Source organism: Lactobacillus kimbladii (genome assembly GCF_000970755.1).
In the GTDB taxonomy this organism is placed as follows: domain Bacteria; phylum Bacillota; class Bacilli; order Lactobacillales; family Lactobacillaceae; genus Lactobacillus; species Lactobacillus kimbladii.
In genome coordinates this window covers 1,515,513-1,535,927 of sequence record NZ_KQ034007.1, presented here as the reverse complement: position 1 = coordinate 1,535,927, position 20,415 = coordinate 1,515,513, and the positions used below count along the sequence as shown (strand labels likewise).

At 35.2% G+C, this 20,415-nt stretch carries 21 protein-coding genes; 17 read left to right on the top strand and 4 right to left on the bottom strand.

What is annotated here, in order from left to right; translation table 11 throughout:
• Nucleotides 1-12 precede the first annotated feature (12 nt).
• From JF75_RS07730 to scrK, 10 genes are all read left to right on the top strand, one after another.
• A complete protein-coding gene (locus JF75_RS07730; protein ID WP_046332513.1) occupies nucleotides 13-1,632 on the top strand; it encodes a CTP synthase in 1,620 nt (539 codons plus the stop codon).
• Nucleotides 1,633-1,761: 129 nt separating this feature from the next.
• A complete protein-coding gene (locus JF75_RS07725) occupies nucleotides 1,762-3,036 on the top strand; it encodes a UDP-N-acetylglucosamine 1-carboxyvinyltransferase (protein ID WP_046332512.1) in 1,275 nt (424 codons plus the stop codon).
• 350 nt (nucleotides 3,037-3,386) lie between these two features.
• On the top strand, nucleotides 3,387-6,125 hold the full coding sequence (locus tag JF75_RS10740; RefSeq protein ID WP_046332511.1) for a sigma 54-interacting transcriptional regulator: 2,739 nt from the start codon (nucleotides 3,387-3,389) through the stop codon (nucleotides 6,123-6,125).
• 127 nt (nucleotides 6,126-6,252) lie between these two features.
• Nucleotides 6,253-7,026, top strand: a complete 774-nt coding sequence (locus tag JF75_RS07715; protein ID WP_046332510.1) for a PTS mannose/fructose/sorbose/N-acetylgalactosamine transporter subunit IIC — start codon at nucleotides 6,253-6,255, stop codon at nucleotides 7,024-7,026.
• The gene (locus JF75_RS07710) at nucleotides 7,019-7,807 is read left to right on the top strand and encodes a PTS system mannose/fructose/sorbose family transporter subunit IID (protein ID WP_245190719.1); all 789 of its coding nucleotides are present in this window, start codon (nucleotides 7,019-7,021) and stop codon (nucleotides 7,805-7,807) included. The genes JF75_RS07715 and JF75_RS07710 overlap by 8 nt, the downstream gene beginning before the upstream one ends.
• Nucleotides 7,808-7,818: 11 nt before the next feature.
• Nucleotides 7,819-8,307: a PTS sugar transporter subunit IIB gene (locus tag JF75_RS07705; protein WP_046332508.1), complete on the top strand. Its 489-nt coding sequence runs from the start codon at nucleotides 7,819-7,821 to the stop codon at nucleotides 8,305-8,307.
• 16 nt (nucleotides 8,308-8,323) lie between these two features.
• Nucleotides 8,324-8,734, top strand: coding sequence for a PTS sugar transporter subunit IIA (locus JF75_RS10165; RefSeq protein WP_052726894.1), 411 nt, complete (start codon nucleotides 8,324-8,326; stop codon nucleotides 8,732-8,734).
• Nucleotides 8,735-8,750: 16 nt separating this feature from the next.
• Nucleotides 8,751-10,160: a GH32 C-terminal domain-containing protein gene (locus JF75_RS07695; RefSeq protein ID WP_046332507.1), complete on the top strand. Its 1,410-nt coding sequence runs from the start codon at nucleotides 8,751-8,753 to the stop codon at nucleotides 10,158-10,160.
• Nucleotides 10,161-10,175: 15 nt separating this feature from the next.
• On the top strand, nucleotides 10,176-10,553 hold the full coding sequence (locus tag JF75_RS07690) for a VOC family protein (protein WP_046332506.1): 378 nt from the start codon (nucleotides 10,176-10,178) through the stop codon (nucleotides 10,551-10,553).
• Nucleotides 10,554-10,683: 130 nt separating this feature from the next.
• Nucleotides 10,684-11,556 (top strand): fructokinase ScrK, encoded by an 873-nt coding sequence (scrK, locus tag JF75_RS07685; protein ID WP_046332505.1) that lies wholly within the window; start codon nucleotides 10,684-10,686, stop codon nucleotides 11,554-11,556.
• Nucleotides 11,557-11,618: 62 nt separating this feature from the next.
• Here the strand turns inward: scrK and JF75_RS07680 are convergent, their stop codons facing one another.
• From JF75_RS07680 to JF75_RS07665, 4 genes are all read right to left on the bottom strand, one after another.
• Nucleotides 11,619-12,329 carry a GntR family transcriptional regulator gene (locus JF75_RS07680; RefSeq protein ID WP_045928509.1) on the bottom strand — a complete coding sequence of 237 codons (711 nt, stop codon included), beginning with the start codon at nucleotides 12,327-12,329 and terminating at the stop codon, nucleotides 11,619-11,621.
• Nucleotides 12,330-12,683: 354 nt separating this feature from the next.
• Nucleotides 12,684-13,496 (bottom strand): PTS system mannose/fructose/sorbose family transporter subunit IID, encoded by an 813-nt coding sequence (locus JF75_RS07675; RefSeq protein WP_045928508.1) that lies wholly within the window; start codon nucleotides 13,494-13,496, stop codon nucleotides 12,684-12,686.
• 16 nt (nucleotides 13,497-13,512) lie between these two features.
• Nucleotides 13,513-14,253 (bottom strand): PTS mannose/fructose/sorbose/N-acetylgalactosamine transporter subunit IIC, encoded by a 741-nt coding sequence (locus tag JF75_RS07670; protein ID WP_052726893.1) that lies wholly within the window; start codon nucleotides 14,251-14,253, stop codon nucleotides 13,513-13,515.
• Nucleotides 14,254-14,288: 35 nt separating this feature from the next.
• Entirely contained in the window at nucleotides 14,289-14,747 is a 459-nt protein-coding gene (locus JF75_RS07665; RefSeq protein ID WP_046332504.1) for a PTS sugar transporter subunit IIB, read from the bottom strand.
• 147 nt (nucleotides 14,748-14,894) lie between these two features.
• Between JF75_RS07665 and JF75_RS07660 the strand changes: the two genes are divergently transcribed.
• The 7 genes from JF75_RS07660 to JF75_RS07630 all read left to right on the top strand — a co-directional run bounded on the left by JF75_RS07660 (nucleotide 14,895) and on the right by JF75_RS07630 (nucleotide 20,411).
• Complete coding sequence (locus JF75_RS07660) at nucleotides 14,895-15,908, top strand: SIS domain-containing protein (protein WP_046332503.1); 1,014 nt, start codon at nucleotides 14,895-14,897, stop codon at nucleotides 15,906-15,908.
• Between the two features lie 66 nt (nucleotides 15,909-15,974).
• A complete protein-coding gene (locus JF75_RS07655) occupies nucleotides 15,975-16,394 on the top strand; it encodes a PTS sugar transporter subunit IIA (protein WP_052697100.1) in 420 nt (139 codons plus the stop codon).
• Nucleotides 16,395-16,411: 17 nt separating this feature from the next.
• The gene (locus JF75_RS07650) at nucleotides 16,412-16,882 is read left to right on the top strand and encodes a PTS sugar transporter subunit IIB (RefSeq protein ID WP_046332502.1); all 471 of its coding nucleotides are present in this window, start codon (nucleotides 16,412-16,414) and stop codon (nucleotides 16,880-16,882) included.
• Between the two features lie 23 nt (nucleotides 16,883-16,905).
• Complete coding sequence (locus JF75_RS07645; RefSeq protein WP_046332501.1) at nucleotides 16,906-17,694, top strand: PTS mannose/fructose/sorbose/N-acetylgalactosamine transporter subunit IIC; 789 nt, start codon at nucleotides 16,906-16,908, stop codon at nucleotides 17,692-17,694.
• Nucleotides 17,678-18,511, top strand: a complete 834-nt coding sequence (locus JF75_RS07640; protein ID WP_046332500.1) for a PTS system mannose/fructose/sorbose family transporter subunit IID — start codon at nucleotides 17,678-17,680, stop codon at nucleotides 18,509-18,511. Before JF75_RS07645 ends, JF75_RS07640 begins: the two co-directional genes overlap by 17 nt.
• A gap of 17 nt (nucleotides 18,512-18,528) precedes the next feature.
• Complete coding sequence (locus JF75_RS07635; protein ID WP_046332499.1) at nucleotides 18,529-19,527, top strand: SIS domain-containing protein; 999 nt, start codon at nucleotides 18,529-18,531, stop codon at nucleotides 19,525-19,527.
• Nucleotides 19,528-19,544: 17 nt separating this feature from the next.
• Nucleotides 19,545-20,411 carry a PfkB family carbohydrate kinase gene (locus JF75_RS07630; protein WP_046332498.1) on the top strand — a complete coding sequence of 289 codons (867 nt, stop codon included), beginning with the start codon at nucleotides 19,545-19,547 and terminating at the stop codon, nucleotides 20,409-20,411.
• Nucleotides 20,412-20,415: the final 4 nt, after the last annotated feature.

Here is a 20,415-nt window from a genome sequence, read left to right as displayed (position 1 = left end):
GAGTTTGGGCTAATGACAAAATATATCTTCGTTACTGGCGGTGTCGTTTCTTCACTAGGTAAGGGCATCACTGCCTCTAGCTTAGGTCGATTACTAAAAAACCGCGGTTTAAAGGTGACAATGCAAAAGTTTGATCCGTATATTAACATTGACCCCGGAACAATGAATCCTTATCAACATGGGGAAGTGTTTGTCACTGATGATGGTACTGAGGCGGACCTTGATTTAGGACACTACGAAAGAATCGTTGACGTACGCACCAGCAAATATTCGAATGTTACTACCGGTAAAATTTATAAAGAAGTACTGGAAAAAGAGCGACGCGGGGACTATCACGGAGCTACTGTTCAGGTCATTCCCCATATCACAGACATGATTAAGCAAAAAATTATGCGTGCTGGTCTGACCACTGATTCAGACGTTGTTATTTCAGAAATTGGTGGTACAGTTGGCGATATTGAATCTACTCCTTTTATGGAATCTATCAGACAGATGCGTCGTGAAGTAGGTGAAGAAAATGTAATGTACATTCATTGTACGTTAGTGCCTTATTTACACGCAGCACAAGAAATGAAAACTAAGCCGACTCAACATTCTGTTGCCGAACTGCGCAGCATTGGTATTCAGCCCAATATGCTGGTGTTACGTGCTGAAATGCCAATTGACCAGGAGCATAAGGATAAAATTTCCAACTTCACTGATGTGCCAGTTGATCGCATTATTGAATCAATTAACGCACCAACACTTTTTGACTTGCCGTTAGCTTTCCAAAAGCAGGGGATGGATCAAAAGGTCTGTGATTTTCTCCATATTAAGAGTCCTAAGGATGAAGCTGATATGGCTGAATGGCAAAGGCTTGATGACCGGGTTAAAAATTTACAACACACTACCACGATTACTCTTGTTGGTAAGTATGTTGAACTTGAAGATGCCTATATTTCCGTTACAGACGCCTTGAAGCATGCTGGTTATGCCTACAATACTGATGTCAAAATTAATAAAGTGCAGGCAGAAGACGTGACTGAAGATAATATTGCCGACTTTATGAAAGATTCTGATGGTTTAATCGTTCCTGGTGGTTTTGGTTCACGCGGTTTTGAAGGAATGATTACAGCAATTAAATATGCTCGGGAAAACGATATTCCGTTTTTAGGAGTTTGCCTGGGGATGCAGATGGCGACTGTCGAGTTTGCCCGTGACGTTTTAGGATATAAGGACGCTAATACCACCGAAGCAGATCCTAAGACTAAGCATAATGTAATTGACATTATGGCTGACAAACGTGATGAAGAAAATATTGGCGGAACCTTGCGTTTAGGTCTTTATCCAGCAACCTTGAAGAAGGGGACAAAGACTGCTGCTGCGTATGATAATCAAGATGTCATTCAGGAGCGTCACCGTCACCGTTACGAGTTTAATAATGAATATCGTGAAGCATTTGAAAAAGCAGGAATGACTTTTGCCGGAGTATCACCAGATAACCACTTAGTTGAAATTATTGAATTGACTAAAAACAAATTCTTCATTGCTGCACAATATCACCCTGAATTTTTGAGCCGACCGCAAAGGCCGGAAGGATTATATAAAGCATTTATTGGTGCTGCCTGTGGTCTTCCTGAAGAAAAGCTTTAATTGGCAAAGTTGAATAATACAAAAACCAGATTTTTGGGTGAGGGAAGGCAAAGGTCTTCTCTTGTTTTTTCTGTTAAATTCCTATAACATTATTATGACTAAACGAAATAGAAAAGGATTTTTTCGCCAATGAAGCAAATGATAATTCATGGTGGAAAGCCCCTGCAAGGTGATGTCTGGATCGGTGGTGCCAAAAACTCGACTGTTGCTTTAATTCCAGCATCAATATTGTCGCGTACACCAGTAACTTTGGAAGGTGTTCCAAGGATTGCAGATGTTGACAACTTAATGGATCTGCTCAGTGAAATGGATGTTGTGAGTGACTTTCACAATACAACATTGCGTATCAATCCAGAACACATTAAGATGAGCCCATTGCCAAGTGGTAAAATCAAGAGTTTGCGTGCATCCTATTATTTTATGGGTGCACTTCTTGGCCGTTTTGGTAAGGCTGTTGTGGGCTTCCCTGGTGGAGATGATATTGGTCCCCGCCCCATAGATCAACATATTAAGGGTTTTGAAGCCTTAGGCGCATGTGTAAAAAATGAGAATGATCAAATAAAAATTACTTCCCCTGCAGAGGGACTTCATGGTGCTACTATTCATTTAGCAATGCCTTCTGTGGGTGCAACAATGAATATAATAATGGCATCAGTAACGGCTCAAGGACAAACTATTATTGATAATGCGGCTAAAGAACCTGAAATAATTGATTTAGCTACTTTTTTAAATAATATGGGTGCAGTCATTAGAGGTGCCGGGACCGATTCTATTAGGATTGAAGGCGTTGAACGTCTTGAAGCCAAGACTCCTCATACAATTATTCCGGATCGAATCGAAGCTGGCACTTATATTTCTCTTGCTGGTTGTATTGGTAACGGCATCTGTATTCACAATATTATTGAAGAACACCTGGATTCTTACTTAGCTAAAGTAGAAGAAATGGGTGTGGTAATTGATGCCACAGAGGATTCGCTTTTTGTTTATCCAGCCGGCGATTTGAAAATGACGCAAATTCGCACCGCATCTTATCCCGGATTTGCGACAGATTTGCAGCAGCCGGTAACACCACTTTTGCTTTCTGCTAAGTCTGGTGAAGGTGTCATCATTGACCAAATCTACCCCAAAAGAATTGGACATATTGAGCAATTACGCAAGATGGGTGCGGATATTAAGGTTGAGGACAATATTATTTTGGTTCATCCTACTGCTAAACTTCATGGTACTACGGTTTCTGCTGGAGAAATTCGTGCAGGAGCTTGTTTAATGATAGCAGGTTTGATGGCGGATGGTACAACCGTTATCAACAATGCTGGCAATATTTTACGAGGCTATGATCGCGTTCAAGAAAAACTACGTCTGCTGGGGGCAAATGTAAAAATTCAGGATGTGCCTGAAAAGTAATGTGTTTGTGAGCTATAAAAAAAGAATATTATAAAGAGGCTATTCGTCAAGAATAGTCTTTTTATTTTTAAGGGTGGAATATCTTAAGAATAAAAGATCTGGGGCTTTGGAGTCTTGGGTCTTTTTTTGCTTTCACACTAGTTCTAGTTTCTTCACACTAAAAAATCAGAAAAAATTATTTTCAAGCTTATGATCATTCAAAATCAGGTAAAGCAAACAAAAGATCTCTTATTGGCGACGATTCACAGTTTTTAGGAGTTAAAAAAGCTCTGAATAGTTGAAAAATATAGTTTACAATGACGTTTGAAGATGTTTGCGGTTTAACAATTTGTTTAAATATAGAGGTCAAGATGCTAAAGGATGAAATTTTACGTTATTTGGATGCTAAAACCAAAACAATTGATTTACAAGAATTAAATGCAGATTTAACAGCTGGTGGAGTTGCCAAAGCTTTGAATGCAAAGCGGAATACGGTTAGTTTGTATTTAAACCAACTAACAAAAGAACAAAAATTAGTCAAAATTGAAACTCGACCTGTGCATTTTATTCATAAGGCAGAGTTTGAAAAGAATAATTTTCGTCTTAAAAACAATATTTATGAATCAGTAGCGAAACTCGAACATGAAAATGATAATAAAAATGTTTTAAAAAAACTAACTCAAATAAATCCCAGTTTGAAAGAAAGTATTGAAAGAGTGCGAGCAGCTATTTTATATCCAAATGGCGGATTGCCTTTGCTTATAACTGGCGAAAGTGGAACTGGTAAAAGTTATTTAGTTAGTTTAATCAATCAATTTTGTCGAACACAAAAGCTTATTAAGCTAAATGCTCCATTTATTACTGTTAATTGTGCCCAGTACGCTGATAATCCAGAATTATTAACCAGTAATTTATTTGGTTATAAAAAAGGTGCTTTTACAGGAGCAGATTTTGATCATGATGGAGCTTTTGTAGAAGCTGACGGTGGGATTCTCTTTTTAGATGAAGTCCATAGACTTGGATCAAAGGGACAAGAAAAATTGTTTACTTACCTTGATCAGGGGGTTGTGTATCCAGTTGGAGAAACTAAAAGAGGTAAGAAGGTTAATGTGCGCTTATGTTTTGCAACGACGGCAGATTTAGATACTAATTTTTTGACTACTTTTATGCGTCGGATTCCAGTTAAAATTACGTTACCGCCATTAAGTCAAAGAAGCAGGGAGGAACGACAAAATCTAGTTTTTACTTTGCTTAAAAATGAACAGAAAAGAATTGGTAAAACGCTAAATGTAAGTAGTCAGGTTTTGAAAATGCTTGCCAATTATGAACCAACAGGAAATATTGGCGATTTAAAGAATGCTATTAAATTAACGATTGCAAGAGCCAATGCAGAAAATAAAAAAGAAAAAGAAATATCAATTACTGCTTCATTTTTACCTAATGAAGTTTTGAGTAATAGTAAGATTGATACCTATCATTCACAAAGCAGTTCAATTGTAATTAATAATGATACTGAATTGGAAGATCTAATAGCACGTAATACACCTGAAAAACAAGTTTTTCTGAATAGTTTAAAAAGAATACTATCGACTTATGCGCAAAATAGTCGTGATTTACACAAGTGTGAATCAAAACTAAAACAGATTGTTTATCAGTTATTTGATACATTGCTTTTTGAAAAAGATAATAGTAAACAAATTCCTTTTTTATCTTATGTTATTGAAAGCGTCAAAAGACTATTTGACCAGTTAAAAAATGCATATCAGTTAAAAATTAGCGGCAATGCCATTTATGCGGTTAGCTATTATCTATTTGAAAGACAAAAAATTCGTTTAGATAATACAGAATTAAAAAACATGCAGGATTTGATTCAACTTAATAAGGATGTACAACAGAGATATTCTGAAGTTTATCAGTATGTTACTCGTTTGATAGCTCTAATTAAAGATAATCTTGACATTGATCTAAACGAAATTGACTACATTTTATTAACTATTTATCTAAATAAATTAGAAATAATTACTAAAACGGGTTTAGTTAAAGCAATTGTCATTGCCCATGGCTACGCCACAGCGGGTAGTATTGCCAATGTTGTTAACAGATTACTAAATACACACACTCTAGATGCATTTGACATGCCAATTAACGTTAGTACGCAACAAATAGCTAACCAAATAATAGACTACAGTGAGAACAATGACATTTCACACGGATTAATTATTTTAGTAGATATGGGATCTTTAAAAGAAATAGAAAAACTTTTTCCTCGTCAGATAAATGCACCTATTTTACTAATGAATAATGTTTCTACTCCACTAGCACTGGAAGTAGGAGAGAGTGTTTTAAAAAAGCGCAGCTTTAGAGAAATAAGTGAAAATGCCAGAAAAATAAGTCAACTTGATATTAAATTAACTTACCCAGAAAAGAATAAAGTTAGGGCTATACTAACGACTTGTTATTCAGGAATAGGAACTGCGACTCACGTAGCTCGATTGCTGGAACGATGCTTGCCATCAACTAAGAAAATCAAAATTATTCCTTATGATTTTCAAGCTTTACAAGACACTCATAAAGTTCAGGTAATTAAAAGAATGTATGATATTGTGGGAATCATAGGCACTGAAGATCCCCAAATTGAAGGAATTGATTTCATCCTTTTAGAAAAAATACTATCTGATAAGGGAACTGAAGAATTTAAGGGATGGCTTGCAGGTTCATTTTCAAATGACGAAATTAGCGGTATTTCAAATAATTTGGTCAAAAACTTTTCTTTAGAACAAACAATCAACATGGTTACTATCTTGGATCCATCAAAGGTAATAGAAAACATTACTATTTTTATTCAAGAACTGGAAAGGAAATTTTCCTTTTCACTATCAAATCAAAAGAAATTTACATTATATGTTCATGTTAGTTACTTAATTGAACGATTAATCAGGAAAGAAGAAAATAATTTAAAACCAGAATTTGAAAAACAATTTGCAAAAGAGCATAGTCAGGACCTTGAAAAGATAAATTCCGCATTCAGTGTGATAAAGGATAATTATAGTGTGAAAATTCCAAGGTCAGAGTTAATTTATGTTGATCAAATAATTTTTAACAGACAATAAAATCTGGCTACAACTGCATTATTAAGTAAAACTCTTTTTCTCTTTAAATCTTGGCACAGTTATTGCTAAGTAACTTTTGAAGTGAAGTAAATTTAATTGTTTACTATTTTTCAAGAAGGAGAGAAAAATGCTATTACGTAATATTTTAATCGTAATATACGGTTTTATAATTAACTTTGATAAGGAGGGCCCTAAGCTTGGAATTTCTCAACCAGTTGTTGCTGGTTTAATTGCAGGTTTGATTATGGGTAATGTAGAAACAGGACTCTATATCGGTGGTACCCTACAGTTAATGACACTTGGAATTACAAGTTTCGGTGGCGCCTCTGTCCCTGACTATCAGACAGCAGCTTTAATTGGTACCTACTTAGCCATTGCCACAAAGCAGTCTGCTGCAATTGGTATTACACTTGCGATTCCAATTGCCTTGCTCATCGTTCAGGTTGATGTTCTAAAATGGTCAGCAAATATTTTTTGTCAGCAGAAGGCTGAAAAGTATGCCGATGAGGGAAATTACCACATGATTAACTGGATGCAGTATCTTGCTACATTGTTTACCAGTTTTGTTTCCGGTATTCCCGTTCTTTTAACAGTAATTTTAGGGCCTAAGATTGTTGGTAGCTTCATTAACTATATTCCTGCTTGGCTTTCAGGTGGTCTTAAGACCGCTGCGGGAATACTGCCAGCAGTTGGTATTGGAATGCTATTGCAATATTTGCCAACCAGAGATTATTTCTCATATTTAATTATTGGCTTTGTTTTAGCAATTTATTTAAAGATGCCGATTATCGGTATTTCCTTAATTGGTTTTGCTATTGCGTTAATCCTATATAAAAATCAATCAAAAAAGCAAAATACAACTGAGGAAACTGTAAATGGAGGAGCTAACGAAGATGAGTAAAATGAAAAATATTTATAGAAAAGTAATGAATCGTTGGATAGTATTCGGCGCAACATCATTAAACTATGAAAAATATGAAGGTTTAGGGTACACATATGCTATGCTGCCTTTCATTGAAGAAAATTATCAAAATGATCCAGAGGGTAAGAAGACTGCTATTAAAACCCAGCTGCAATTCTTTAACACTACCCCATACACGGCACCATTTATTATGGGTGTTGACGTAGGTATGGAAGAAAAAGGTAAAACTGAATCTCTTGAAGCAGTTAGTGCTTTAAAGACTGGATTAATGGGACCTTTAGCTGGTATAGGAGACAGTTTGTTTGTCACTATTCCTTGGACTATTTTTGGCGCAATTGCTGCTAATATGGCATTACATGGAAATGCTTTTGGCTGTATTATGTGGGTTGTTGCTTCAATTCTTTTACGACTAACAGCTTATCCACTATTTAACGTAGGGTATAGATCCGGAACCAAAATGCTTTCCTCATTAAATACCACTTTAAAGTCTCTGACAAACGCAGCGTCGGTGTTGGGACTGATGGTTGTTGGTGCCCTGGCAGCAACTATGGTTAAGGTTAATTTGGCATTTACTTTTAAACAGGGGAAGCTGACAATGACTGGAAACAGCATACTAGATCAGATTATGCCTGGATTGTTACCTGCAGCTGTTGTTGCTCTGATATATTACCTGCTTGGTAAAAAGGTAAAACCTCTTTACGTAATTCTAATTGTATTGGTTGTTTCTATAGCGTTGAATGCTATGCATGTTTTAGCTTAGAGGTAAGCAAGATGACAGAAAGCATGGAAGGAATTATTCACGTAAGAATTGATGATCGCATGATTCATGGCCAAGTGGCTACGCAGTGGAGTGGTCGCTTGAACGCCACAAGAATCATGGTTATTAACGACAGTATTGTAAATGATGCTATGCGAAAAACGGTTGTGAGACTCGCTGCACCAGCTAATGTTAGTACATCAATTTTAAGCAGACAGAAAGCTTTAACTAATATCAAAAATGGGAAATATAAGGGACAACGTGTTTTACTAATTTGTGTCTCTCCAGTGGACGTTAATTACTTGATTGATAATGGATTACCAATTAAGTCAGTAAACGTTGGTAATCTGGCACAAAGAGATGGAACAGAACGTATACGTCCTTCGGTTAATGTAACTCCAGAAGAAAAAGAGGCATTTAAAAAGTTAATAGGCCGCGGAGTTGAGGTAACTGTAATACCTACACCGCAGAGTCCTACCGTTTATTTAAAAGATTATATTTAAAAAGGATTTGAATTTAATGTTTAACGTTATCATTGCTACACATGGTAATCTTGCTACCGAGTTTGAAAGAGTATTAAAATCCTTTTTTGGTAAAATAGATCATTTAAAAGTCATCAATCTAAGTGATCAGGGGATAAACGCTTTTTCCCAAAAAATAGACCAAGTTATTGCACCCTGCTTAAATGAGCCAACAATCATATTTTGTGATATTGCAGGGGGAACCCCTTTTAATGAATTAGCCAAAAGAAGTATTAATTGGCACAAACAAGTTGCATTATTTGGTGGGGTAAACTTGCCAGTACTTGTGGAAACATTAAATATGCGGATGCAGGGAAAAAACATAAACGAAGTTATTGGAAAAATTACTGCTATGTCTGCTTTAATCAGGTTTAATATGAAAAATGCTAAAAAGGCTGAAGACGAATAGAGGAAAATTATTAGATATGCAAAAAATATTTTATAAACCAGTAGATCGTTGGTTTGGCGACTGTATGCCATTCTTTAATGAAGAAGATCAAACTTTTTACTTGTTCCACCAAAGAGACACGCGCAGACCTGAACCTTTAACTGATCCATTTGGCTGGTCGCTCGTAACTACTAAAGATTTTGTAAATTTTAAGGATTATGGCGAGGTTTTACCTAAAGGTCCTCATGATTCTGCAGATCAATTTATATATGCTGGTAGTGTCACACAAGGAAAAGATGACAAAGTAGCTTTTTATACAGGGCATAACCGTCAGGCAAAGTTAGCTAAAAAAACTTCAGAAATTTTAATGTCTGCTACCAGTAAAGATTTAATTCACTGGAATAAAATGGGTAAAGCCAGCAGTTTAATACCACAACCTGGGTATGACCATAATGATTGGCGTGATCCAGTTGTAGTTTATTCTGCAGAGCACAAGTCCTATATTTTGGTTTTGGGTGCAAGACTTACAAGTGATAAAAAGAAACCGACAGGAAGATTAGTTTACTTTGAATCTCCAGATATGAAAAACTGGGCGTTTAAAGGAGACTTTTGGACGCCTAATGAATTCAACATGATTGAAATGCCGGATTTATTTGAAATAGAAGGTAATTGGTACCTTTTATTTTCAGAATATTCAGAAGACAAGCGGACGAAATATAGAATCAGTAAGGATTTATTTGGTAACTGGCATTCATTAAAAGATGAGTTCTTTGATGGTAAAGCATATTATGCTGCCAGATCAGTTGGCAATGAAAAAGTAGGTCGATATTTGAGTGGCTGGGTAGCAACAAAAGAGAACAATAATGATCTCAGTAATTGGGATTGGGGTGGCGCTTTTGTGCCTCATCAAATTGTTCAAAGAAAAGATAAGACACTTGGTGTAACCTTGCCGCAAACAATAATTGACAATTTTGCAAAAGTTGAAATTATTCCATCTTTTGAAATAGGAAAAGCAAGTGGTAAAAAAGAGCATACTGTAATTAATGAAGTTCCGGAACAGTTCTTAATTGAAGCACGAGTCGAAGTATTAGAAGACACTAAAGAATTTGGCATAAAAGCTTTTGTTAACGATGACACAAGAGAGGGCTATCAGTATAAAGTTTCTAAACCTGAACATGCACTTAAATTTTCCAGAACTCCTAATTATCCGTGGCCACAATATTTTGATGTTGGTCTAGAGCGTCCAATTGCGCTTGAAAAAGGCAAAACATATGATATTAAGTTAATTGTGGATGGTAGTATCATCATAATCTATATTAACAATATTGCTCTAAGTGCTAGAATGTATCATAAAACAGGAAAAGAATTCAGCTTTTTTGTAAATGAAGGTAAAATTGCTGTTTCTAATGTTAAGTATTACACCGAATGGCAAGATACTGTTAGATAAGTTTGAGGTAACAAAATGATTTTTAATGGCTTGCAACATGTAGGCATTCCGACAAAAAAATTTGATGAAAGTGGAGATTTTTATCAAAGCTTAGGTTTTAAGTTGGTGAATACTGAAGATAATCAAGGTAGCCGAGTGGCATTTTATCAGTTAGGAACATTAATGCTTGAGAGTTGGGAATCCCCCCAAGAAGCTCCAGGAAAAGTAGGGGCAATTAATCATATTGCGCTTGATACCAACGATATAAATCGTGCATTTGCCGAAGTTCAAAAATTAAATGTACAGTTTGTTGAAAATGGAATTCAAAGTTTGCCTTATTGGGAAAATGGTATTAAGTATTTTAACTTCTACGGACCGAATAAAGAAATATTTGAAGTCTGCCAGAAGCTGTAATAATATCCGGGTTTCGCCTGCTAAATAGTTAAAATATTATTTGGCAGGCTTTTATTTAAGAAAATTTTTTCGGATCTAGATTGAGGGTTATAATAATTAATATCTAAATAAAATAATTAAGGAGATATAAATGTTACTAGGATCAATTGAGGCTGGCGGTACAAAATTTGTATGTGCGGTTGGTAATGAGAATTATCAAATAAAGGATCAAACAACTTTTCCCACTGCTACACCGGAGGAAACTTTAAAAAAAACAGTTGATTATTTTAAGCAGTTTGATGTTGATGCAATCGGAATTGCGTCTTTTGGACCAATTGAAATACGGAAAACGGCACCTAATTATGGCTTCATTACTGATACCCCCAAAAAAGGTTGGAGCAATACTGACTTTGTCGGATTTTTGACAAAAACAATTAAAGTACCAGTTTTCTTTACTACTGATGTTAATGGTTCTGCTTTTGGCGAATACGTGATGTCACAGTTATCAAATGAAGATGTTGATTCACTTGTTTACTACACGATTGGCACTGGTGTCGGTGGCGGAGCTATTATTAACGGCAAGTTGGTAGGCTCTTTAGGTCATCCCGAAATGGGACACGTTAAAGTTAAGCGCCATCCAGATGACTTGGATTTTGCTGGTGTTTGTCCTTTTCATAAAGATTGCTTGGAAGGTTTGGTTTCAGGTCCTACATTTGAAGCACGTCTTAATAAATCTGGAAAAGATGTGCCGCTTACCGATCCTGTGTGGGATATTATGAGCTACTATGTAGCACAGGCTGCCTTGCAAGTCACTTTAATTTTACGCCCGGACAAAATTGTCTTTGGCGGCGGCGTTACCAGTGAAAAGTTTCTAGAAAAAGTACGGCGTGATTTTGCGACATTACTGAACGGTTATGTGCATGTTCCACCATTAGAGCAATACATTACCATGCCAGAAATCAGTAATAATGGTTCTGCGACTGTTGGTGATTTTGCTTTGGCAAAAAGATTATTACGAGAATAATAAAAAATGTTCTTAAACATATTACGTTCAAGAACATTTTTTGTTTTCTGTGATTATCAACTTTAACAAACAGTACTTTCAAATTTTACTTTGTAGGCAGGATATCTTGACTCTTCGTATTCAAATGGTATACCTTTTTTGGTGTACCCTATGCTGGTAAACTTTAAAATTGGTTCACTTTTATCTATCTTTAAATAAAGGTAGTCGGGCGATTCCTCTCTAACGACTTCAATTGTGCGCTTAGCCTTGTTTAATTTAAGTCCATTGTCTTTCAAAGCTGTAAATAAAGATTTCTTACTAAAATCCTGATTTATTAGGTTGCCATCAAATTTTAGTGGGATATAGGACCTAGCAACACACATTGGTGTTTCTTTTATATAACGTATTCTTGACAGAACAAAAATAGGATCGCCTTTTTCAAGATTTAGCTTTTTAGCGATATTTTCATCCGCATATTCTACTGATTGTTGTAAAACTTTTGAAGATGTTGGTTTTTGTTGGTGTTCGGCATCTTCAAAAAAACCAATAAATGTGCTTAGCTCATGATCTACATATTTATCTTGGTTTGATACAGCCTGATTAATAATATAGCCTCGACCATAGTCTTTAGTTATCAGACCATCTTGTTCTAAAGATGTTAAGGCTTTTCTGATTGTTGGCCGGCTTACTTCGTATTTTTCTGATAAACTTCTTTCAGAAGGAATTAAACCGGTTTTGTCTGCCACTTTAATGTATTGATTGAAAATCTTTTCTTTTATTTGTTTATATATCATTAATAATCACACCCAATATGAGTATAAATTTTGGAACCTGGTCCAAGTTTTGTAACTTGTAGAATTATATAACAAGCATAGCTATTGACAAAATTGCTAGTTTAAAAAAACTAACAAATTTCATTTAATTTTAGCGAAATTTCTTATATATTTAAGTGTATACTTCAATAGTAGTTCCTAGCAAGATAACTAGCTCTATCCTATTTTAATACTCTTTTTCAAAGTTAAACTAATATAGTAAATATTAATTCTATCATATATAAGACTCATTTAGTGATTTTCAGTTGAACAAAGAAAAAATGTGTAAAACAGCAAATAATGCGTTTTGCACATTTTTTAATTAATAACAATTCTTTACTTTAGGATATTCAGATAAACTCCTGCAATAGCAAGGACGAAAATTCCTAATATTAACCAGATTACCTTAACCTTTTTCTTTAACAGGTAATACATTAAAAAGGTTAAGCCAAGAGGCAGTAGTCCGGGAAAGATATCATTAAGAATGCTTTGAACATTAATTGTGCCACCAGCAGTTTTAAAGATTGCAGAAATCTTAAAGTTAACTAATGAAGATGTCATAGAACCAATGGACATTAAACCAACAATGGAAGCGGCCAACGTAAATTTTTCAAGATAATTTCCTTCATAAGCTTTTTCCATTGCCTTGGCACCCATGCTATAACCTAACCTTATTCCACCATAGCGACCAATAAAATGTAAAGTAGTATAGATTAAAAAGTAGAGAATTGGTCCTAAAATATTACCTTGAGTAGCAAGAGAAAGACCAATTCCTGCAGCAATTACTCTAAATGTTCCCCAATATAAAGTATCTCCGATTCCAGCTACAGGACCCATCAATGCAGCTTTTAAGGAGGAAATAGCCTCAACGTTAAAATCCGGGTCAACGGAGTTTTCTTCTTCCAAAGCTAATGACATTCCCATAATAAATGTAGCTATGTGTGGAGTCGTATTAAAAAGAGCTGTATTTCGTAATGCAGATTCGTAGAGCTTATCATCATTGCCAGCATAAATCTTTTTAAGAGCTGGTAAAATTGAAAAAGTATAGCCCATTCCTTGCATGTCTGTATAAGATTCTGATCCTTGTAATGCAAAAGAGCGCCAGAATACTCGATTTAAATCCTTTACTGTTAATTTCTTTTTAGCCATAAAAAATCACCTCTATTTACTGTTGATTATTCTTTGCTGCATTACTTTTTTGAGTTATTAAAAGTGCAATAAGTAAAGCCAGTACTGAGACCCCAATTACCGGCATCTTTAAATATGAACTAAGAATAAAGCCAATAAAGAAGTATGGAGCAACTTTTTTATCCATCATCATTTGTATTAACATTGCAAATCCAACTGCTGGAAGCAAACCAGCCGCGACTGAAAAAGAAGTCATTATCTTTGTTGGTAATAAAGCTATTAAAGACTGAGCAGCTTTTGTTCCCAGTTGAAGTACTAAGAAAGTCAAGATTCCAGAAGGCAGTCTGAGAATTAATGGGAAAAAATGCCATCTTTGCATACTCTTAAAATTATGTCTTTTAATTGCGTCTCTGCCTTTTTTGATAGTGTAAGAGTTAAGTGTGAAGGCCAGCATGTTAAGTCCTTGAGCAACTATGGCAAATGGCATTGCTAACGTTACTGCAACATTAGTACTTGCACCACTTTGGATTGCTAATGCCGTTGCGATAGCACTGGCTACTCCAACATCGGGAGGTAAGGCTGCACCAATAGTAACTATACCAATAAACATTGCTTCTAAAGCTGCACCAATGACAATGCCTTTTTGTAAATCGCCTAATATAAGACCGACAACAGGCCCAATAATAATAGGACGATTCATCATTGATGCCCCGAGATATCTTTCATCAAGTTGTGAAATATAAGCAACAAGAGCTATAAGTAAGTTCTTTAATATCATTTAAATTCATCCCTTTCAAAATAATTGGAATTAAATTAATAAAAATCTTTCTTGGAAGTTGGTGTGCCTTGAATGTAAATCTTAAAGCCATCTTTTTTTATTTCTTCTAATGCTAATTTTTCTTCTTGAGTTACATAAATAGATCCAGAAATTTTTTCTTTATTATCACCACTTTTTAGATTACCTAAGTTGATATCAAAATTTTCTTTTCCTTTTAGTTCTTTGACTATTTTGCTGGCATCGATCGGATTGCCAACTACTACCATAACTTTACTTTCTTTTACCTCTTGGTATGTTTTAGCAAAAGCTTTAGGATCAATTATTCTAGCTTCGACCCCCGATGGTTTGGCCAAAAGCAAAGCCATTTTTTGTAATTGATCATTAGCTGCTGTCTTGTCTACCGCTATAATTATGTCAGCGTTAGCTGCCTTAGACCAAGCCATTGCAACTTGTCCGTGGATAAGACGGTCATCAATTCTGAATAGTGAAATCATGTTTTACTCCCTTCAATTTGTAATCGCTTACGCATTATATATTACCTTTGGTAAATAATAATGTCAACAAAATATTGACACATTGTAATATAAATGCTAATCTTTACTCGTAAAAGTTAACCAAAGGTAATTTTTAGGAGGAATAAAATGTTTAACTTTGATAAAAACAGATTTTTGAAGACTCAAACAGGGGCAGTGAACCAGAAGGATAATATCAATACTGTTATTGATGAATTGCTACCTGAAATTGATAATATCTTCTTCATCGGTTCAGGTGGTGTAGGAATTTTGTTTGACTCTACCATCGAATTTGCAAGGACTAGAAGTGCTTTCCCATTTCAGCGGGTCTTAGCAGCTGAATTCATTGCATCTCCCAATAAAACTTTTTCAAGCAAATCATTAGTTGTTATACCCTCATTATCGGGAACAACTAAAGAAACATTGGAACTAGTTGATTTTTGCAATAAGAAACATGTTAAAACTTTGGCACTTGTTGGCAGTCCAAACACACCACTTGAAAAAGAGGCAACCTACACTGTCTATAATGATGTTTTAGATGATACAAGTTCTGAAAGTTATTATTTACAGGGCTTGATGATAGTTCTGCGCGTAATGTTAAAAAAGGGTGAAATAACAACTGAAAAATATGATTCTTATTTCCAAGATTTTGCCAAATTGCCTGGAGAATTATTAAAAGTAAAACAACAGGCAGAACCTATGGCGAAAGAATTTGCTCAGAAATTTCAAGATACTCCGTACCATATTATTACAGGTGCAGGTGACTCATTTACTGAAGCATATTATTACGGTATGTGTATTTTAGAAGAAATGCAGTGGATAAAAACCAGACCCGTACAAGCTGCAGACTTTTTCCATGGAACATTAGAATTAGTTGAAAAGGGAGTTAGTGTCATTGTCTTTGAAGGAGAAGATTTTTCAAGACCAATTGTAGATCGTGTTCGTCATTTCTTACCTGAAGTTACAGATACCATTACTGTGATTGATACGAAAGACTATCAGATGGATATTTCAAATGAAACGAGAAAGATTATCTCTCCAATCGTATTAGCTACAATTTTGGAAAGAGTTAGTGCATGTCTTTCAGATCAAAGAAAGCATCCTCTGACTGTTCGTAGGTATTACAAGAGAATCCCTTATTAATTTGATTAAAACCTCAGTTTTTAGTTAGTCAATTAATAAAGATCTAGTGAGGAGCCGATGGTAAAAATGAAAATTTTATGCATGAGTCATGGGACAATGGCACAAGGCGTTGTTCAGTCGGCCAAGATGATAGTTGGTGATGTAAAATTTCTCGATTACATCAATGCGTATGTAGATGGCAATGATGATATTGAAAAGAAGATTGTAGATTACTTAAATCAAAATCGTGGGCAAACTATTATCGTATGTACCGATATCTTTGGTGGCAGCGTTAATAATAATTGGATGAAGTATTTGAATAAAGAGGGCAATCTTTATTTAATTGCTGGTTTATCTTTGCCTTTAATTATTGAATTAGTTTTAAAAATAGAACAAAAGTCTCAAGATAATATCAATAAAATTATAAAAAGATCAATCAAAAGCGCAAAAGACAGCGTTAAATTTTGTAATGAACTTAATTTGGATATTAAACGAGATGAATTTTAAAAAGGAAGTAGAAAACAATGATTATTGGGACAAGGGTAGACCATAGACTTGTTCACGGGCAAGTTGCATTTTCTTGGATTTCTGCTATTGGCGCTAATTGTATTTTGGTTGCAAACGATGCAGCTGCAAATAATGATATGCAAATGACTGCATTAAAATTAGCAGCACCACAAGGTGTAAAAGTCGTAGTTAAAACTATTGCTGATTCTGTTAAGCAAATAAATTCAGGTGTTACTGATAAATATCGTCTTTTCATCGTTTTAAAAACGGTTAATGATGCTTACCAATTGTTAAACGGTTGCCCACAAATAAAGGAACTTAATGTAGGTGGGACTAGTAAAACTTCTGGTTCTGTCCAAATAACTTCTTCAGTGTTTTTAAATGATAAAGATATATCTGATCTCAAACAATTAGCACAAAAAAACATAGAAATATTTGCCCAAATGGTACCAACAGATAAAAAAATAGATTTGATTAAACGATTATAAATACTAAGAAGGAGGTTTGAAAAATGAACACATTGACTCAATCAATTTTGCTAGCCTTAATTACAGCTCTTGCTCCAGCCGACTGGTTAACTGGAACTAGTAACTTGTCTAGACCACTTGTTACCGGAGCACTAACCGGATTAGTTCTGGGCGATTTAAAGACTGGAATCATAATGGGTGCAACTATTGAACTGGCATTTATGGGTGCAATTACTATTGGTGCTTCCAGACCACCAGATGTTCCTGCTGGAGGAGTTTTGGGCACAGCCTTTGCAATATCAACAGGCAAGGGAGCTGGTTTTGCTATTACTTTAGCCTTTCCGGTTGCTGCACTGTATTTGATTATTGACAATTTATTAACGATTGTAATTTTACCTATATTCTTGAAGAAGGGTGATAAATATGCTGAACAAGGTGATAGTAGACATCTGAGCAGAATGAACATGTATGGGTTTATCACAGTCAAATGTATACCAAGAGCGATTTTTGTCGGACTTGCTTTTTACTTAGGTGGCCCAGTAATGACAAAGTTGCTCAATATGATCCCTGATTTTGTTCAAAATGGTATAAACGTTGCAGCTGGAATAATGCCAGCACTAGGTTTTGCTTTATTATTGGAAATGATTTTAAAGAAAAATGTGGCAATTTACTTTGTACTTGGTTTTGCATTGTACAGTTATTTAAAAATACCAATTTTGGGAATTTCTATCTTTGCGTTCTGCCTAATGTACATCGTATTGCATCTCGAAAATAAAATTGATGCTAATAAGTTAAATAATAATCAAGGAGGGGATGATGATAATGAGTTCTAATTCTGCTACAAAAGCTATTACTAGAAAAGATTTAAAAGGGATATTTTGGCGTTCTCTCACTTTAGAAGCTTCTTGGAATTTTGAAAGACAACAAAATATGGGTTATAGCTACGCTATGAATAAGGTTCTAGACAAGTTATATCCAGAAAAAAAGCAAAGAAGTGAGGCTCTTCAAAGGCACATGGCTTTTTTCAATTGCTCACCACCACTTTCTACGTTAGTAATGGGAATTACTACAGCAATGGAAGAAGAAAATGCTAAAAATCCAGATAATTTTGATCCAGAATCAATAAATAATGTTAAAGCGGCTTTGATGGGACCTCTTTCAGGAATCGGAGATTCATTCTTTTGGGGCACTTTAAGAATTTTAGCCACGGGTTTAGGAACTTCTTTTGCATTAAAAGGCAGTATCTTAGGTCCGATATTATTTTTGTTAGTCTACAATGTTCCCGCACTTTTAGTACGCTGGATAGGTTTAGTCAAAGGATATGATTTAGGAGCATCAATGCTAAAGAGTGCCGAGTCTTCTGGCTTGCTTGAAAAATTTGCATATGGTGCATCAATTCTTGGTTTGATGGTTATTGGTGGAATGTCGGCAAGTATGGTAACAATCACCGTTGCAGGTAAGTTGGGTCAAGGAAATGATGCCCAAACATGGAATGCTATGATTAACGGTATTTTACCGAATATGTTGCCTCTTGCGTGTGTGCTGTTTATTTATTGGTTATTAAAGAAAAAGGTATCAACAATTACTATACTGGTCGGAATTTTTGTATTCGGCATTTTAATGGCTTATTTAGGAATTTTAAAGGCATAGAAGAAAGGAAAACTGTAATGTTAAAGTTTGACGCTGAAAAGTTTGTAACTGAAGGGGAAAAGGCATATAGCTTACGGGCCGATATTGAACAAATTGCTCTGAAAGTGCAAAAAGAAGGAATTAGTAATATATTTTTCACTGCCTCTGGTGGTTCAAACGCTGTGATGCAGCCATTTAACTATTGGATGGAAAGTAAGTCATCAATTCCCAGCTATTTGCTGACAGCTGCGGACTTTTTAGCTGTAGGAAGTAAGAAGCTAAATAAAAATAGTATAGTTATTCTACTTTCTAAATCTGGTGATACTAAGGAAACTGTTGCTTTGGCTAAAAAGATGGAACAATTGGGTATACGAACTATTTCAATTGTTAACAAAGATAATACGCCACTAGCACATCACTCAACTTATGCCGTTAATACTTTTGGCTACCATCCTCAAGAATTAGCTTTTTATTTCTTGATTGGCAAAATTATGCAAGTGAATAATGAATTTAATGACTATGAACAATTTGCTGATGAACTTAAATCATTGCCAGGAGACATGAACATTGTTGCCCAAGAGGTTGACAGTAAGGCAAAAGAATTTGCAGAAAAATATCAAAATGCCGACTATCAAATTTGGGTTGGTTCTGGTGATCTGTGGGGAACGACTTATAATTATTCAATGTGTGTGTTAGAAGAATCACAATGGCTTAGAACAAAATCAGTTAGTTCACCTGAATTTTTCCATGGTACATTTGAATTAGTTGAGAAGGATGTTCCAGTGGTACTGCTTGAATCAGAAGGAGCGACGAGACCGTTAGATGAGCGAGTGGCTAACTTTGCTACTAAATATACAAACCAATTCACCAAGTTTGATATGAAAGAATTTACTTTATCCCATATTTCAACGAAATTTAGACCAATAGTTGAACCATCAGTAATGTGGGCCGCTTTACGCAGAGTTAGTTTACATTTGGAAGATATTAGAGATCATCCTTTAACTAAACGTCGCTATTATCGTGTAGTAGATTATTAGATAGTGAGCTGTTTAAGATGTCAAAGAAACATGTTGTTGGTTTAGGAGATAATGTAGTAGATTACTATCAAAACCAAAATGTAAAATATCCTGGGGGCAATGCAGTTAACTTTTCTGTTTTTGCACCAAAGCAACTTGTTGATTCATATTATGTTGGTAGTCTAGCAAAAGATGATGATGGGGAATTAATCTTAAATAGTTTAAAAAATGAAAACGTAAACACATCATTTTGCAACCGAATTAATGCTAAAACCGAAAAGACTTTTGTAAACATTGTGGATGGAGATCGTCAATTTATTGACAGTATAAGAGGAGCCAGGCAGTTGCCATCACTAGATGAACCCGATTTAATGAAAATTCTGGATTCAGCGCTGGTAGTATATAGTGCATGCCATGCAAATTCTGAAAATGCTATTGCTAAACTTCACCAAAGAGGTATCCTAATTGCTTATGATTTTTCTGAAATGGCTAAATATCATACTACTGAGTATTTAAATCAGGTAGCCAAAAATGTCGATATTGCGCAATTTTCTTTATCGGAAGCAAAAGCTGATGATATGGAAAGAATATTAACGCAGTGCATGAGACTTAATACTGTTTTTGTCTTATTTACAAATGGCGGTGAGCCACCTTTGTTGTTTGACTGTAATCAAAGGAAAAAGTATGTTGGCCAAGTTCAGTATGATTCTGAACCCATTGATACTATGGGTGCTGGGGATACATTTTTTGCTAACCTCGTGGTCTATTTGCTCACTAAAGCTAAAGACTTAAAAAACATCTCGGAAGAAGATATAAATGAGAGCCTAACTAAAGCTGCTCTAGCTGCTGCTAAAACGATTAGACAAAAGGGATCATTTGGGCATGGAATCAAAATAACTAAATAGATCT

What these genes read in the sequence shown, in the direction of transcription:
- JF75_RS07730 (WP_046332513.1), top strand. Translation starts at nt 13, where the DNA reads ATGACAAAATATATCTTCGTTACTGGCGGTGTCGTTTCTTCACTAGGT.
- JF75_RS07725 (WP_046332512.1), top strand. Translation starts at nt 1,762, where the DNA reads ATGAAGCAAATGATAATTCATGGTGGAAAGCCCCTGCAAGGTGATGTC.
- JF75_RS10740 (WP_046332511.1), top strand. Translation starts at nt 3,387, where the DNA reads ATGCTAAAGGATGAAATTTTACGTTATTTGGATGCTAAAACCAAAACA.
- JF75_RS07715 (WP_046332510.1), top strand. Translation starts at nt 6,253, where the DNA reads ATGCTATTACGTAATATTTTAATCGTAATATACGGTTTTATAATTAAC.
- JF75_RS07710 (WP_245190719.1), top strand. Translation starts at nt 7,019, where the DNA reads ATGAGTAAAATGAAAAATATTTATAGAAAAGTAATGAATCGTTGGATA.
- JF75_RS07705 (WP_046332508.1), top strand. Translation starts at nt 7,819, where the DNA reads ATGACAGAAAGCATGGAAGGAATTATTCACGTAAGAATTGATGATCGC.
- JF75_RS10165 (WP_052726894.1), top strand. Translation starts at nt 8,324, where the DNA reads ATGTTTAACGTTATCATTGCTACACATGGTAATCTTGCTACCGAGTTT.
- JF75_RS07695 (WP_046332507.1), top strand. Translation starts at nt 8,751, where the DNA reads ATGCAAAAAATATTTTATAAACCAGTAGATCGTTGGTTTGGCGACTGT.
- JF75_RS07690 (WP_046332506.1), top strand. Translation starts at nt 10,176, where the DNA reads ATGATTTTTAATGGCTTGCAACATGTAGGCATTCCGACAAAAAAATTT.
- scrK (WP_046332505.1), top strand. Translation starts at nt 10,684, where the DNA reads ATGTTACTAGGATCAATTGAGGCTGGCGGTACAAAATTTGTATGTGCG.
- JF75_RS07680 (WP_045928509.1), bottom strand. Translation starts at nt 12,329, where the DNA reads ATGATATATAAACAAATAAAAGAAAAGATTTTCAATCAATACATTAAA.
- JF75_RS07675 (WP_045928508.1), bottom strand. Translation starts at nt 13,496, where the DNA reads ATGGCTAAAAAGAAATTAACAGTAAAGGATTTAAATCGAGTATTCTGG.
- JF75_RS07670 (WP_052726893.1), bottom strand. Translation starts at nt 14,253, where the DNA reads ATGATATTAAAGAACTTACTTATAGCTCTTGTTGCTTATATTTCACAA.
- JF75_RS07665 (WP_046332504.1), bottom strand. Translation starts at nt 14,747, where the DNA reads ATGATTTCACTATTCAGAATTGATGACCGTCTTATCCACGGACAAGTT.
- JF75_RS07660 (WP_046332503.1), top strand. Translation starts at nt 14,895, where the DNA reads ATGTTTAACTTTGATAAAAACAGATTTTTGAAGACTCAAACAGGGGCA.
- JF75_RS07655 (WP_052697100.1), top strand. Translation starts at nt 15,975, where the DNA reads ATGAAAATTTTATGCATGAGTCATGGGACAATGGCACAAGGCGTTGTT.
- JF75_RS07650 (WP_046332502.1), top strand. Translation starts at nt 16,412, where the DNA reads ATGATTATTGGGACAAGGGTAGACCATAGACTTGTTCACGGGCAAGTT.
- JF75_RS07645 (WP_046332501.1), top strand. Translation starts at nt 16,906, where the DNA reads ATGAACACATTGACTCAATCAATTTTGCTAGCCTTAATTACAGCTCTT.
- JF75_RS07640 (WP_046332500.1), top strand. Translation starts at nt 17,678, where the DNA reads ATGATAATGAGTTCTAATTCTGCTACAAAAGCTATTACTAGAAAAGAT.
- JF75_RS07635 (WP_046332499.1), top strand. Translation starts at nt 18,529, where the DNA reads ATGTTAAAGTTTGACGCTGAAAAGTTTGTAACTGAAGGGGAAAAGGCA.
- JF75_RS07630 (WP_046332498.1), top strand. Translation starts at nt 19,545, where the DNA reads ATGTCAAAGAAACATGTTGTTGGTTTAGGAGATAATGTAGTAGATTAC.